Here is a 13,900-nt window from a genome sequence, read left to right as displayed (position 1 = left end):
GCCGCCCATGCACGTCGCCCTGCTGCGGTCGGTCAACCTGGGGAAGCAGCGCAAGGTGAGCATGGCGGCCCTGCGTGCCCTGTTCGCGGACCTGGGGTACCCCGGAGCCCGGACGTACATTCAGAGCGGCAACGTGGTGTTCGCGGCGCCCGGAGAGGACGAGGCGGCGCTGGCGGTGAAGCTGCGCGCGGCCATCGAGGCCATGACCGGGTTCGAGGTGGCGGTCGTGGTGCGCAGCGCGGCCGCGTGGGAGGAGGCCGTTCGCGCCTGCCCCTTCGACCCGGGGGAGGTGAATGTCGCCGCGGCGTTCCTGGGCGCGGAGCCGCGACCGGAGGGGCTGGCGGCGCTGCGCGCGCGGGACTTCGGGGCGGAGCGGTGGACGGTGGTGGGCCGCACGCTGTACCAGACGGTGCCGGATGGCGTGAAGAACGTGCGGCTGTCGCACGCGCTGATCGAGCGGCAGCTGGGGTGCCCAGCGACTGTGCGTAACTGGCGCACCGTGCTGGCGGTGGGGGAGATGCTGCGCCCGGCGGCCGGTTGAAATGGGACCGGGCCGGTCGGGTTCGCTGACCTGTCCGGAGCGGCCCGTCAGGTGAGGGGCGGCCCGCCGCACCTTCCGTGACGCCTGACCTTCTGCCTTTCGGGCGGGCAGGCTACGCTGGGGGTATGACGGATTTTCTGGGACTGGCGTTCAGTCCGGTGGGCGCGGCCGGCACGCTGGCCCTCATGTTCGCGCTGGCGTTCTGCCTGTACGCCCTGGTGAGCGGCGTTCTGGCAGGCCGCAGCGGGGACGCCCGGCTGGAGCAGAGCACGCGCATGAGCCTCTGGGCGAACTTCCTGTTCGTGAGCGTGGCTCTGGGCACGCTGGAGTACGCGATTCTCAGCAACGACTTCACGGTCCGCTACGTGGCCGAACACAGCATGAGCGTCTCGCCCACCTGGGTGAAGGTCGTGACCCTCTGGGCGGCGCTGGAGGGCAGCATCCTGCTGTGGGCGTGGGTGTTGTCGCTGTACGCCTTCCTGGTGTCCCTGACCGCGCGGCGCGACGTGCTGCGCCCCTGGGTGCTGGCGGTCATGGCGCTGTCGCTGGTGTTCTTCATCGGCCTGAACCTCACGGTCGCCAGTCCCTTCACGCCGGTCGTGGACGTCCCGCAGGACGGCCGCGGGCCCAACCCGCTGCTTCAGAACCACTGGATGATGGCGGTGCACCCTGTGCTGATGTACATCGGGTTCGTGGGCCTGAGCGTGCCGTTCGCGTACGCGATCGCGGCCATGGTCACCGGCCGCCTGGGCGAGTCCTGGCTGATCCAGACGCGGCGCTGGACGATGGTCGCCTGGGCGTTCCTGACCGCCGCGATCGCCGCGGGCGGCTGGTGGAGTTACGAGATTCTCGGCTGGGGCGGGTACTGGGCCTGGGACCCGGTGGAAAACGCCAGCTTCATTCCCTGGCTGCTCGCCACGGCGTTCATTCACAGCGTGCAGATCCAGGAGCGCCGGCGCATGCTCAAGGGCTGGAACCTGTACCTGATCATCTTCGGGTACGCCGCGACGGTGCTGGGCACCTTCCTGACCCGCAGCGGCGTGGTGGAGAGCGTGCATGCCTTTTCCAACGGGCCGATCGGGCCGATCTTCCTGATGTTCTTCACGGTGCTGGTGGTGCTGGGCGTGGGCCTGGCCACCTGGCGCCTGCCGGCCATCCGCGACCCACACAGCCTGGACGCCACGGTGTCCCGCGAGGGCGCGGTGCTGGGCGGGAACGTGGTGTTCGTGCTGTTCGCCGCGCTGGTGATCCTGGCGACCCTCTTCCCGATCCTGGTGGAGGCGGTGCGCGGTTTCCGCACGGTGGTCGGGCCGAGCTTCTATGACGTGTTCGCCATTCCGCTGGGCCTGGCGCTGCTGTTCCTGATGGGCGTGGGCCCCATGCTGCCGTGGCGCCGCGCGAACCAGACCTTCTTCCAGTCGCTGCGCCTGCCGGTCGGCGCCGGCCTCCTGGCCACCGTGCTGGCGGTCGTGCTGGGCGTGCGCAACCCCGGGCTGGCGCTGGCGCTGGGCCTGTGCGCGTACAACCTGGTGGGTCTGGGGCAGCTCACCATGCAGAGCGCCCTGGCCCGCGGCGGCCTGAAGCACCTGCCGGCCCTGGTCCGCGAGCACCCCCGCCGGTACGGCGCGTACCTGGCGCACCTGGGCGTGATCCTGATGGCGGTCGGCATCGGGTTTTCCGGCACGTACAAGGCCAAGCAGGAGGTCACGCTGCGCCTGAACGAACCGCAGACCATCTTCGGGCGAGCAGTCACCCTGACGAAACTGGACACCGAGCGCCGCCCGGAGCGCATGTCCAGCGTCGCGACCGTGGAGGTCGGGGACGAGACCCTCACGCCGAAGATGAACACCTACGTGAACCAGCCGCAGCAGGCGGTCGCCATGCCGGCCGTGAAGTACCACCTGATGGGCGACACCTACGTCACGCTGCTCAAGGCTGTGCCGGAGGAGAAGTGGGCGACAGTGGCCGTGATCGACTCGCCGCTGGTGTCGTGGATCTGGTGGGGCACCGCCATGCTGCTGCTCGGCACCGGCGTCAGCCTGACCGCGCCGGTCCGCGAGACGGCCCGCGTCACCGCGCCCGCCGGGTCCGGGCGGTCCGGCAAGCCCGGCAAGGGCCGCCGGGAGGCGACCGCGTGACGGGCGCCGGCCGCCTGCTGGTGCCCGCCGCGCTGCTGGGCCTGCTCGGCCTGCTGGCCGTGGGCCTGACCACGCCGCGCAAGGACCCGCCGAACGTCCTGATCGGCCGGGCCGCGCCCACCTTCGCCCTGAAGGACCTCGGCACCCGCGGGCACGACCTCGCCGCGCTGCGGGGCCGGCCGGTCGTGGTGAACTTCTGGGCGTCGTGGTGCGGGCCGTGCCGGCAGGAAGCGCCGCTGTTCAAGCAGCTCTCGGACGCGCCGGGGAACGTGGCGTACCTGGGAATTCTGTACAACGACCAGCCGGCCGGCGCGCAGAAATTCAACGCCGAGTACGGCCTGACGTACCCCACGCTGCTGGACCCCGGGTCGAAGGCCGCCATGAAGTACGGCATCGGGCAGGTTCCGGTGACGTACGTGATCGACACGGGAGGGAACGTGGTGTACAGCAAGCTCGGCCCGGTGACCGACGAGGCCGAATTCCGGGCCGCCCTGAAGACCGCCGGGGCGCAGCTGTGAGCCCCGGCCTGCTGCGGCGTCTGCTCGCGCTGCTGTGCGCGGTGCTGCTCGGCCTGGGGGCGGCGCAGGACATCGTGTCCGTCCCGGCGGACCAGCCCTTAAGTGTCGAGCAGGAGCGGCAGGTGGAACGCATCGGCATGAAGATCCACTGCCCCATCTGTTCCGGCGAGAGCATCGCGCAGTCGCAGACGGACATCAGCCGCAACATGATGAACGAGGTCCGCGACATGGTCCGCCAGGGCCGGTCGGAGGCCGAGATCCTGCGCACCTTCGCCAGCAGTTACGGCGACCGCATCCTCCTCGACCCGCCCAAGACCGGCATCACCAGCCTGCTGTGGACCCTGCCCATCCTGCTGGCGGCCGCGGCGGCCTTCGGCTGGTGGACGTACACGCACCGCGCCACCCGCGCGCCCGAACAGGAACTCACCGCCGACCAGGAAGCCCGCATTCAGGCGCTGCTGAACGCCGCCGACCGCAGCCCGCCGCCCCCCGGCCCCCCCAGGAAGTCCCCATGATCTACATCCTCCTGATGCTCGGCACGATGCTGTTCGTGCTGCTGCTCTGGCCCACCCTGCAAGAGCCCCGCACCACCGCCGAGGACACCCGCCGCACCGAACTCGAAGAGGAACGCGACCAGCTGCTGCGCGGCCTGAAAGAACTGCAGAGCGAGGCGGCCGACGCCGACCTGCAGACCCGCGAGAAGGTCCGCCTGACCCAGGTGCTGGGGGAACTCGACACCCTGCCTGCCGCACCCACCCCCCGCACCGCCCGGGCCGCGCTGCCCACCGCGCTGGCCGCCCTGATGGGCGTGGCTGCGCTGACGGTCGCCGGGGCGTACACCTTCCTGCCCCAGTGGCGGGACGCCGGCATGAGCCCCGTGCAGGCCGCGCAGCTGCGCAACGCCTCCCGGCTGCCGGTGCTGGAAAAACGCGCCGCTCAGACCAGGGCGAACGCCGACTACCTCGCGTGGGGGGACGCCGCCTGGGACGCCCAGAACTACCAGGTGGCCGCCCGCGCGTACACGCAGCTGCTGCTCAAGGACAAGACGAACGCCCGCGCGCTGCGCCGCACCGGGTTTTTCCTGCTCACCACCCAGGAGATGGCCGACGAGGGCCTGAACTTCGTGCAGCAGGCCGTGAAACTGGACGCCAAGGCCCCCGAAGGCCGGCTGCTGTACGGGTACGCGCTCGGCCTGTACGGCCAGTACGAGGCCGGCATCCGGGAACTGCGCGAGTACCAGAAACTGGACCCCGAAGGCCGCGAGGCGGATGACCTGATCGTGGAATTCCAGGCGGAACTCGGCACCGCCGTGGACGGCAAGCTGGTGTACACGCAGAACTGCGCCGCCTGCCACGGCCCGCAGGGCGAGGGCAAGACAGCCGCCGCCATCCGCGGCAGCACCGCCCTGAACAACGAGGCCGCGCTGCGCCGCCTGATCCTGGGCGGCGGCATGAAGATGCCTGCCTTCCCGCAGCTGGAAGGCGCACAGCTCGACGCCCTGGTGAAGGAACTCCAGACCTGGTGAGGCGCCCCGCCTGAACCGGGCAAGGCGGGCCGTGGACGCGTTCTTGGACGTTCACGGCCCGCGCCTCTTCCGCGGCCCTCCCCGCGATTGCGCAGCCCGGTGGGGGTCTGGTACACTCTGAAATTGCCGTACCGGGCCTGCGGGCCCGCGCGGTTGTGAGTCCCCCCTGGATACGAACTGGCCGCTTGATCAGTGATCGTCCGGGGTGGTGAAGACCCAAGAGAAGAAGCGCCGCAGGACTCTGGTTTTGACTCTGCGCGGACCACTTTCGAATTGGGGGAACTGTGCCCGCCTGCCAGCCTTGCCTGGGGACGGGCCGCACGCCGGGAACGGGACGTCGGCCCCAACACGACCCCGCCACCCGAACAAGCCCTTGGAGGCTTCATGCTGAGTGATCCCATCGCCGACATGCTCACGCGCATCCGCAACGCGACGCGCACCCACAAGGAGACCGTGGACATCCCGGCCTCCAAGTTCAAGGAAGAACTGGCCAAAGTGCTGGTCCGGGAAGGCTACGTCGCCAGCTACGAGCGCCTGCGTCTCGAAGGCGCCCCCGCCGACACCCTGCGCGTCACGCTGAAGTACGGCGAGAAGCGCGAACAGGTCATCAAGCACATCGAGCGCATCAGCCGCCCCGGCCGCCGCGCCTACGTCAGCGCCGACAACCTGCCCCGCGTCCAGCGCGGCCTGGGTCTGGCCGTCGTCTCCACCAGCAAGGGCCTGCTCCCCGACCGGGAAGCGCGCAAGCTGGGCGTGGGCGGCGAAGTCGTCTGCATCCTCTGGTAACGCCCGCCCTCAAAGGCCGACGCTGACCAGACGCCGCGCCGCGGCCGGGGCCCGCCCCCAGCCCGCGCCCACCCACCTGACCTCACCGCCCGCGCGGTGATTTAAGGAAGAAGGAGGACTGCATGTCCCGTATCGGAAAACAGCCCATCGCCGTGCCCAGCGGCGTGACCGTGAACGCCCAGGACGGCGTGTTCAAGGTCAAGGGCCCCAAAGGCGAACTGACCGTTCCCTACAACAACGAACTGACCATCCGCCAGGACGGCGACCAGCTGCTCGTCGAGCGCCCCAGTGACCAGCAGCGTCACCGCGCCCTGCACGGCCTGACCCGCACCCTGGTCGCCAACGCCGTCAAGGGCGTCAGCGACGGCTACACCATCAACCTGGAACTGAAGGGCGTCGGTTACCGCGCCAAGCTGGCCGGGAAGAACCTGGAAATGGCGATCGGTTACAGCCACCCCGTCGTGATCGAACCGCCCGCCGGCGTGACCTTCACCGTGCCCGAACCCACCAAGATCGACGTCAGCGGCATCGACAAGCAGCTGGTCGGCCAGGTGGCCGCCAACGTCCGCAAGGTCCGCAAACCCGACGCCTACCACGGCAAGGGCGTGCGCTTCGTCGGTCAGCAGATCGCCCTCAAGGCTGGTAAAGCCGGCGCCACGGGCGGGAAAGGGAAGAAATAATGGCTACCGCAACCACCATCCGCCGCAAACTGCGCGCCCGCCGCAAGGTCCGCACCGCCGCCGGCGAACGCCCCCGCCTCAGCGTGTTCCGCTCCAGCAAGCACATCTACGCGCAGATCATCGATGATACGAACGGCACCACGCTCGCCGCTGCTTCCAGCGCCAGCGTGAAATCCGGAACCAAGACCGACACCGCCGCCGCCGTGGGCAAGGCCCTGGCCGAAGCCGCCGCTGCGAAGGGTGTCAAGCAGGTCGTGTTCGACCGTGGTCAGTACAAGTACCACGGCCGTGTGAAGGCGCTCGCGGACGCGGCGCGGGAGGGTGGCCTTGACTTTTAATCGTCGGAACGACCGCAACATGGAGCGCGAAACGAGCGAATTCGAAGAGAAGATGCTGTTCGTCAACCGCACCAGCAAGACCTACCAGGGCGGGCGCCGCTTCCGCTTCGCCGCGCTGGTCATCCTCGGCGACCGCAACGGCCGCGTGGGCATGGGCATCGGCAAGGCCAAGGAAGTGCCCGTGGCCATCGAGAAAGCCAAGAGCATCGCCCGCAAGAACATGATCACCGTGCCCGTCGAGAACGGCACCATCCCCCACGAGATCGTCGGGGAGAACAGCACCAGCCGCGTGCTGCTCAAGCCCGCCAGCGCCGGTACCGGCGTGATCGCCGGCACCGTGCCCCGCAGCATCGCCGAACTGGCCGGTATCACCAACATGCTCTCCAAGGAACTCGGCAGCCGCAACAAGGTGAACGTCGCGTACGCGGTGTTCGACGGCTTCAAGAACCTCCGCACCGCCAAGCAGGTCCGCGCGCTGCGCGGCACCGCCGAAGCGGCGCCGACCACCGGAGGCGCCCAGTAATGAAAATCAAGCTCGTTCGCAGCGTCATCGGCCGTCCCCAGTACCAGGTGGACACCGTCAAGGCGCTGGGCCTGAAGAAGATCGGCGAGAGCCGTGAAGTCAACGACACCCCCGCGATCCGCGGGATGGTCGAAACCGTCAAGCACCTGCTGGAGGTGGAAGCGTGAAGCTCCACGACCTGAAACCCACCCCCGGAAGCCGCAAGGACCGCAAACGCGTCGGTCGCGGCCCCGGCGGCACCGACAAGACCGCCGGCCGCGGCCACAAGGGCCAGAAGAGCCGCAGCGGCGCCGGCAAGGGCCAGTTCTTCGAAGGTGGCCGCAGCCGCCTGATCGCCCGCCTGCCCAAGCGCGGCTTCAACAACGTCGGCACCACCTACGAGATCGTCAAGCTCAGCCAGCTCGACGGCATTGAGGCCGACACCCTGGACCGCACCGCCTTCGAGGTGCTGGGCCTGGTGCGCCGCCGCGGCCGCCCCGTGAAACTCCTCGCCAGCGGTGAAGTGACCCGCGCCCTGACCATCCACGTGGACGCCGCCAGCCAGGCCGCGATCCAGGCCGTGGAAGCCGCCGGCGGGAAGGTCATCCTGCCCGAAGCCCAGACCAGCACCGACGACGCGAAGGCGGAGTAAGGACCAATGCTCCGCGCCTTCCGCGACGCCTTCCGGATTCCGGATCTCCAGCGGAAGATTCTCTTCACCCTGCTGCTGCTCGCCGTGTACCGCTTGGGGAACTCGATCCCCACCCCAGGCGTGAACAGCGCCGCCCTGAGTAACGCGAACTCGGGCGGCCTGTTCGGTTTGATCAGCATGATCTCGGGCGGGAACCTTTCGCAATTCTCGATCTTCGCGCTCGGCGTGCTGCCGTACATCACGGCCAGCATCGTCATCCAGCTGCTGACCACCACCATTCCCGCGCTGGAAAAACTCAGCAAGGAAGGGGAAGAGGGCCGCAAGAAGATCAACCAGTACACCCGCTACGCCGCCATCGGCCTGGGTGCGCTGCAGGCGACCTTCTTCGCGAGCTTCATCAACAGCAACGCCAGCTACATCGCGGTCGGCTGGGAACCGGGCCTGTTCACCATCCTGGTCATGGTCCTCACGCAGGTCGCCGGGATCGCGTTCACCATGTGGCTCGGCGAGCGCATGACCGAAGTCGGCATCGGCAACGGCATCAGCCTCATCATCACCGCCGGCATCATCGCCGCGTACCCCCGCGAGATCGCCGCCACCGCCGAACTCCTGCGCACGGACGCGGTGCAGCTCACCGCCATCATCGCCTTCGTGGCCGTGATCATCGCGACCATCGCCGGCATCGTGTACGTGTACCAGGGCGAGCGCCGCGTGCCCGTCACGTACGCCCGCGCGCGCAGCGGCACCGCCGGCGCCAAGGGGGCCGGTCAGGCCACCTGGCTGCCCATCAAGGTGAACCAGGCCGGCGTGATCCCCGTGATCTTCGCCTCGGCCATGCTGATCATTCCCAACCTGATCCAGCAGGCCACCCTGACCCGCGCGCCCGACGTCAGCGCCTGGCTGGGCACCAACCTCGCCTTCGGCACGCCGCTGTACCTCGCGCTGGAATCCGTGCTGATCTTCGGGTTCACGTACCTGTACAACAGCGTGCAGTTTGACCCCAAACGCATCGCGGAGCAGCTGCGCGAGGCCGGCGGGTTTATTCCCGGCGTCCGTCCCGGCCTGCCCACCGCGGAGTTCCTGGGGCACATCAGCAGCCGCCTGAGCCTGTGGGGCGCGATCTTCCTGGTCGTCCTGACGATCCTGCCGCAGATCGTGCAGCGCGCCACCGGCATCAGCACCTTCCAGTTCAGCGGCACCGGGCTCCTGATCATCGTGGGCGTCGCCCTCGAAACGCTCAAGCAGCTCGAAGCCCAGCTGACGGTCCGCCGGTACGACGGGTTCATCAGCAAGGGCCGCATCCGCGGCCGCCTGAACAGCTGAGCCCAGCGCCACCGGACCACGCCGGCCGCCCCCACCCGGGGCGGCCGGCGCCGCTGTTTCCAGGCCTGGGGAGGTCCCGTCACCTGGACGGTATCTGCTCAACGGCGCCGCCCACGCGCCCAAACGCACTATTCTGCGCAGGTATACGGAGGACAACGTGACTCAGAACAACAAGGTCGTGATCTTCCTCGGCCCCCCCGGGGCCGGGAAGGGAACCCAGGCGGCGAGGCTCGCTGCCGAACAGAACCTCGTGCAGCTCAGCACCGGCGACATCCTGCGCGACCACGTCGCCCGGGACACCGAACTCGGCCGGCAGGTCAAACCCATCCTGGATGCCGGGCACCTCGTGCCGGACGACATCCTGATCGCCCTGATCCGCGACCGGCTGGCCGGCATGGAACCGGTGCGCGTGATCTTCGACGGCTTCCCCCGCACCACCGCCCAGGCCGAAGCGCTGGACGTGCTGCTGGAAGAACTCGGCGCGCCCGCGAGCGCCGTGCCGCTGCTGGAAGTGCCGGACCAGGTCCTGATTGACCGGATCGTGGACCGTGGCCGGCAGGCTGCCGAGCGCGGCGAGAAGGTCCGCAGCGACGACAACGAGGAGACCGCCCGCCGGCGCCAGCAGGTGTACCGCGAGCAGACCCAGCCCCTGATCGACTACTACGCCGCGCGCGGGCACCTGTACACCGTGAACGGCGTGGGCAGCATGGACGAGGTCTACAGCCGCATCACCCAGGGCATGAAGTAACGCGATCACACATGAAGGAGGCCACTCGGGCGACTGCCGCGGGTGGCCTCCTTCATGTGATACGGCCTACCAGGAGGCGTACCGTTCCTGGTACGCCTCGAAGGCCTGCTGTTCCAGCGGCTTCACGAACGGCGTGAGCTCCGCGTCGATCCGGGCGCTCCACGCCTCATCCAGGACTAGGGCCGGGGGCTGCGGGAAGGCCCGCACGACCTGAAGGCGGTCCACGGTCGCGGGGTGCGAGTCGTCCAGGCGGGCGCGGCGGGCCGCGTACTCCTCGCGTTTCTGCTGCCGCTGCGCGTCCGGCACGGTGTCCCAGATGTGCCGCAGTTCCAGGAAGGCGTGGGGCCGCTCGGGCATGTGCCGCTGCTTGTGCAACGCGCTTTCCAGCGCCTGACTCAGGTGCAGCTTGTCCAGGGCGCCCGCGGCCGCGTCGGAGCCGGCCACCTGCGCGGCCATCAGGTCCGCGCGGTACTCGGCCGTCTGCTGCTCCGCGCCGATGGCGCTGACCAGCGCCGCGTACAACCCCAGCGGAAGCAGCCGCAGGGCCAGCAGCAGGTACGGCACCAGCGGAACGCCGCTGCCCAGGCCGTCCGGAGTGAGCACCTGAACGGCCTGCGCCAGCATGGTCAGGGCCGCCCAGATCAGGCTGCCGCGCGCCGGGTCGCCGTTGCGCTGGTGCGCCAGCTCATGGGCCAGGATCGCCACGCGCTCCTGTGCAGGCAGGCCGTACCACAGCGGCAGCCCCAGGCCCAGCACCGGCCGGGGCGGCAGACCGGCGCGGCCCATGAAGGCGTTCACGTCCCCGTCCAGCTGCACGCGCTCCGGCGCCTTCACGCCGAGCTGCGCGGCCACCTCGCCGATCAGGCGGTGAAATTCCGGCGCCTGCTCCGCCGTGACCACCCGGCCGGGCGGCACCTGCGGGCGCGGGAAGGCCAGGGCCACGTACCCCAGCAGCGGCGCAGCCAGGATCAGTGCGAAGGTCAGGCGCGGCCCGTTTGTGGGCCCGGTTCCCCACCACCCGAAGCCCCACACGACCAGCCACGCGCCCAGCGCGGCCACCAGGACGTACCCGAGCAGCACCAGGGCCGCCAGCGAGTACGCGAACGCCGGGCGCGCCGGGGCCAGCCGGCCCTGCCCCTGAATGAACGCCTCCCGGATGCGCTGCGCCTCGCGGTCCACCACCCGCTGCCAGGCCCGTTCCAGGGCCGTCTGCCGTTGCTCCTGCATTCCGGCAGCATAGGAGGGTGGCCCGGGACCGGGGAATCCCCCACCCACCCGGCCGGCCGCTCTGCTGGCTGTCTCTTCACGCACGCACGCTCCTGGCCGGGCGGCGCTACCCTGCAGGGTATGGAATTCCGGAATGTCGGGAAGAGTGGCCTGAAAGTCAGCGAGATCGCCCTGGGCGGCTGGGAGACCTACGGCATCAGCGACGACGCCTCGAAGATGGTCAAGGACATCGTGCACGCCGCGTACGACGCCGGCGTGAACTACTTCGACCAGGCCGACGTGTACGCCCGCGGTCGCAGCGAGGAACTGATGGGCGCCGTGCTGCGCGACTTCCCGCGGCACACCCTGGTCATCGCCAGCAAGGTCTTCTGGCCCATGAGCGACCACGTCAACGACCGCGGCCTGAGCCGCAAGCACGTGCTGGAAAGCATCGACGGCACGCTGCGGCGCCTGGGCACCGACTACCTGGACATCTACTTCGCGCACCGCTACGACCCGAACGTGCCCATGGAGGAGATCGTGATGGCCTTCGATCAGGTCATCCGCGACGGCAAGGCCCTGTACTGGGGCACCAGCATGTGGCCCGCCGCCCGCATTGCCGAGGCGATCGGCTTTGCCCGCGCGCACGGCCTGCACGCCCCCATCACCGAGCAGCCCGAGTACTCCATGATTCACCGCGACCGTGTGGAGAAAGAAATCCTGCCCTTCACCGAGGGGGCCGGCGTGGGGCTGGTCGTCTGGAGCCCGCTGGCGATGGGCCTGCTGACCGGCAAGTACGATCAGGGCCGCCCGGAAGGCGCGCGCCTGACCGAGAAGGAGCAGTGGGCGAAGAACTTCCTGACCGAGGAAAACATTCAGAAGGTCCGGGACCTCAAACCCATCGCCGACGACCTGGGCATTACCCGCGCGCAGCTGGCCCTGGCGTGGCTGCTGCGCCAGAAGGGCGTGAGCAGCGTGATCACGGGTGCCACGAAGGTCAGCCAGATTCAGGACACCGTGAAGGCCGCCGGCGTGAAACTGGACGAGGACGTGCAGCGCCGCATCGAGGAGATCCTGCAGCCCGCCTGAACAGGTGGTCTGAGCTAGTTTCCTGCGCTCTCCCCCGCCACGGCGGGGGAGAGCGTCAGTTCTGCCCGCCGCCAGCCGCGCATGCTATTCACGTGCCACACCTCGGCCGCCCGGCCCAGGTCGGCGGCCGTCAGGACCTGCTCCGTCACCTGCCCGCGGGCGAGCGCGTCGGCGCGTTCCACCCCGGCCAGCAGGCCGCAGGTGACCGGCGGCGTGACCAGCCGGCCATCCAGCCGCAGGACCACGTTGCCGGTGGTGAACTCGGTCAGTTCTCCACGCTCGTTCGTGAGCAGCGCCTCATGGCCGGGTGGCACCTCTGCGGCGCGGACCTCGTACGCCGCGCGGTGGGTGGTCTTGTGAAACAGGAACACGTCGCTGCTGTCCACTGGCGTGCGGGCCAGCGCGGCCGGCACCACCGGCGGGTTCTCGCCCAGCGGCAGGACCTGCACGGTCACGCCGCCGTCCCGGGCCAGCCGGAGCCGGACGCGGTGCACGCCGGCCGGGTGCGTGGCGGCCGCCCGGCCCAGCTCGGCCTGCATCCCGGCCTCATTCCAGGGGAAGGCGAAGTACCGCGCGCTGGCCGCCAGGCGCGCCAGGTGTCCGGGCAGGTGCCGGAACGTCCCTGCCTCCAGGCGCAGAGTTTCGAGCAGCTCGAACGCCGGGGGCCGTGCGGTGAGCACCCGGGCCTTGACCTGCAGTTCCGCGAACTCGTCTCCGGCCTCCGAGTCCCAGGTGATGCCACCGCCCGCGCCGTACTCGGCCACGCCGGTCTCGGTGTCCAGCAGCACGGTGCGGATCGGCACGTTGAACACCGCGTCGCCGCCCGGTTCCACCACGCCCACCGCGCCGCAGTACACCCGCCGCGCCTGCGGTTCCAGCGCGTGAATCAGGCGCATGGTGTTGATCTTCGGCGCGCCCGTCACCGACCCGCACGGGAACAGCGCCGCGAACACGTCGGTCAGGCCCAGCCCGGCCCGCACCCGCGCCTGCACCGTGGACGTCATGGTGAGCAGGGTCGGCAGCCGCTCCACCCGGCACAGCTCCGTGACCCGCACCGACCCGAACGCCGCCACGCGGCCCAGGTCGTTGCGCAGCAGGTCCACGATCATCACGTTCTCCGCCCGGTTCTTCACCGACTGCGGCAGCCACGCCGCCCTCTCCCGGTCCTCGTCCTCGGTGCGGCCGCGCGGCGTGGTGCCCTTCATGGGCCGGGTGGTGAGCACGCCGCCCTCCAGGCGGAAGAACAGTTCCGGGGACACGCTCAGCACGCGCCAGCGGCCCAGGTTCAGGTACGCGCCGTACGGCGTGGGCTGCGCCGCGCTGAGCGCCGCGAACCACGCCCGGTCGTCGCCCGCGAACGCCGCGTGCAGGCGCGCGGTGTGGTTCACCTGATAGGTGTTCCCGGCCTGGATCTGCCCGCGGATCTCCGCGATGGCCGCCGCGTACGCCTCCCGGGTCACGTCCTCCGTCCAGTCGCCCACCGTGAAGGGCCCCGGGGCGTCCGGGCCTTCCTCGGTGAACCCGTCGAACAGCGCGAACCACACCAGCGGGAACCCCCCGGTCTCCCGCACCGGGAGGGCCGGCTCGAACGCCGGGGCGGCCTCGTACGCCACCAGCCCCACCGCGTGCAGGCCGGCCTGCGCGGCCGCCTCCACCTCCCGCAGGGCGGGCTGCACCTCGGCCAGGGTGAGGGCCTGCACCACCCGCACCGGGTCACGGAAGGTGCGCCAGGACGCCCCCCCGCCCGGCCGGGCAGACAGGCGGATCACGGCCGTGGGGGCAGCAGGCGCAGGCATGGGCGCGGCAATGATACCCAGGGCCGCGCCACCGACTGCATCTTTCGCAGGATTTCCG

Annotated in this window: 16 protein-coding genes; 14 read left to right on the top strand and 2 right to left on the bottom strand. The window is 69.9% G+C overall.

Features of this window, described 5'->3' with window-relative positions; genetic code table 11:
* Nucleotides 1–7 precede the first annotated feature (7 nt).
* The 13 genes from DFI_RS11785 to DFI_RS11725 all read left to right on the top strand — a co-directional run bounded on the left by DFI_RS11785 (nucleotide 8) and on the right by DFI_RS11725 (nucleotide 9,751).
* Entirely contained in the window at nucleotides 8–541 is a 534-nt protein-coding gene (locus tag DFI_RS11785) for a DUF1697 domain-containing protein (RefSeq protein ID WP_027463435.1), read from the top strand.
* Between the two features lie 125 nt (nucleotides 542–666).
* A complete protein-coding gene (locus tag DFI_RS11780; protein ID WP_051307963.1) occupies nucleotides 667–2,679 on the top strand; it encodes a heme lyase CcmF/NrfE family subunit in 2,013 nt (670 codons plus the stop codon).
* Nucleotides 2,676–3,197, top strand: a complete 522-nt coding sequence (locus tag DFI_RS11775) for a TlpA family protein disulfide reductase (RefSeq protein WP_043778602.1) — start codon at nucleotides 2,676–2,678, stop codon at nucleotides 3,195–3,197. The genes DFI_RS11780 and DFI_RS11775 overlap by 4 nt, the downstream gene beginning before the upstream one ends.
* Nucleotides 3,194–3,712 carry a cytochrome c-type biogenesis protein gene (locus DFI_RS11770; protein WP_022801117.1) on the top strand — a complete coding sequence of 173 codons (519 nt, stop codon included), beginning with the start codon at nucleotides 3,194–3,196 and terminating at the stop codon, nucleotides 3,710–3,712. The genes DFI_RS11775 and DFI_RS11770 overlap by 4 nt, the downstream gene beginning before the upstream one ends.
* Nucleotides 3,709–4,722 carry a c-type cytochrome gene (locus tag DFI_RS11765; RefSeq protein ID WP_027463434.1) on the top strand — a complete coding sequence of 338 codons (1,014 nt, stop codon included), beginning with the start codon at nucleotides 3,709–3,711 and terminating at the stop codon, nucleotides 4,720–4,722. The genes DFI_RS11770 and DFI_RS11765 overlap by 4 nt, the downstream gene beginning before the upstream one ends.
* 384 nt (nucleotides 4,723–5,106) lie before the next feature.
* Complete coding sequence (gene rpsH / locus DFI_RS11760) at nucleotides 5,107–5,508, top strand: 30S ribosomal protein S8 (protein ID WP_022801119.1); 402 nt, start codon at nucleotides 5,107–5,109, stop codon at nucleotides 5,506–5,508.
* 122 nt (nucleotides 5,509–5,630) lie between these two features.
* Entirely contained in the window at nucleotides 5,631–6,188 is a 558-nt protein-coding gene (rplF, locus tag DFI_RS11755; RefSeq protein ID WP_022801120.1) for a 50S ribosomal protein L6, read from the top strand.
* The gene (gene rplR, locus DFI_RS11750) at nucleotides 6,188–6,526 is read left to right on the top strand and encodes a 50S ribosomal protein L18 (protein ID WP_022801121.1); all 339 of its coding nucleotides are present in this window, start codon (nucleotides 6,188–6,190) and stop codon (nucleotides 6,524–6,526) included. The genes rplF and rplR overlap by 1 nt, the downstream gene beginning before the upstream one ends.
* A complete protein-coding gene (rpsE, locus tag DFI_RS11745; protein ID WP_027463433.1) occupies nucleotides 6,516–7,049 on the top strand; it encodes a 30S ribosomal protein S5 in 534 nt (177 codons plus the stop codon). Before rplR ends, rpsE begins: the two co-directional genes overlap by 11 nt.
* Nucleotides 7,049–7,216 carry a 50S ribosomal protein L30 gene (gene rpmD, locus DFI_RS11740; protein WP_022801123.1) on the top strand — a complete coding sequence of 56 codons (168 nt, stop codon included), beginning with the start codon at nucleotides 7,049–7,051 and terminating at the stop codon, nucleotides 7,214–7,216. The genes rpsE and rpmD overlap by 1 nt, the downstream gene beginning before the upstream one ends.
* Complete coding sequence (rplO, locus tag DFI_RS11735) at nucleotides 7,213–7,680, top strand: 50S ribosomal protein L15 (protein WP_022801124.1); 468 nt, start codon at nucleotides 7,213–7,215, stop codon at nucleotides 7,678–7,680. The genes rpmD and rplO overlap by 4 nt, the downstream gene beginning before the upstream one ends.
* 6 nt (nucleotides 7,681–7,686) lie before the next feature.
* Nucleotides 7,687–9,003, top strand: coding sequence for a preprotein translocase subunit SecY (gene secY, locus DFI_RS11730; RefSeq protein WP_022801125.1), 1,317 nt, complete (start codon nucleotides 7,687–7,689; stop codon nucleotides 9,001–9,003).
* A gap of 157 nt (nucleotides 9,004–9,160) precedes the next feature.
* Nucleotides 9,161–9,751 carry an adenylate kinase gene (locus tag DFI_RS11725; RefSeq protein ID WP_022801126.1) on the top strand — a complete coding sequence of 197 codons (591 nt, stop codon included), beginning with the start codon at nucleotides 9,161–9,163 and terminating at the stop codon, nucleotides 9,749–9,751.
* A 66-nt stretch (nucleotides 9,752–9,817) separates the two neighbouring features.
* Here the strand turns inward: DFI_RS11725 and DFI_RS11720 are convergent, their stop codons facing one another.
* On the bottom strand, nucleotides 9,818–10,978 hold the full coding sequence (locus DFI_RS11720; protein ID WP_081425891.1) for a M48 family metalloprotease: 1,161 nt from the start codon (nucleotides 10,976–10,978) through the stop codon (nucleotides 9,818–9,820).
* A 120-nt stretch (nucleotides 10,979–11,098) separates the two neighbouring features.
* Between DFI_RS11720 and DFI_RS11715 the strand changes: the two genes are divergently transcribed.
* The gene (locus tag DFI_RS11715) at nucleotides 11,099–12,046 is read left to right on the top strand and encodes an aldo/keto reductase family protein (RefSeq protein ID WP_027463431.1); all 948 of its coding nucleotides are present in this window, start codon (nucleotides 11,099–11,101) and stop codon (nucleotides 12,044–12,046) included.
* Nucleotides 12,047–12,060: 14 nt separating this feature from the next.
* Here DFI_RS11715 and pabB read toward each other — a convergent pair whose 3' ends face one another.
* The gene (gene pabB / locus DFI_RS20770; protein WP_051307961.1) at nucleotides 12,061–13,842 is read right to left on the bottom strand and encodes an aminodeoxychorismate synthase component I; all 1,782 of its coding nucleotides are present in this window, start codon (nucleotides 13,840–13,842) and stop codon (nucleotides 12,061–12,063) included.
* Between the last annotated feature and the right edge of the window lie 58 nt (nucleotides 13,843–13,900).

The sequence above is a fragment of the Deinococcus ficus genome (genome assembly GCF_003444775.1).
In the GTDB taxonomy this organism is placed as follows: Bacteria; Deinococcota; Deinococci; order Deinococcales; family Deinococcaceae; genus Deinococcus; species Deinococcus ficus.
Note: the sequence above shows the minus strand (reverse complement) of the source record. Positions and strands in the feature narration are given on the sequence as shown.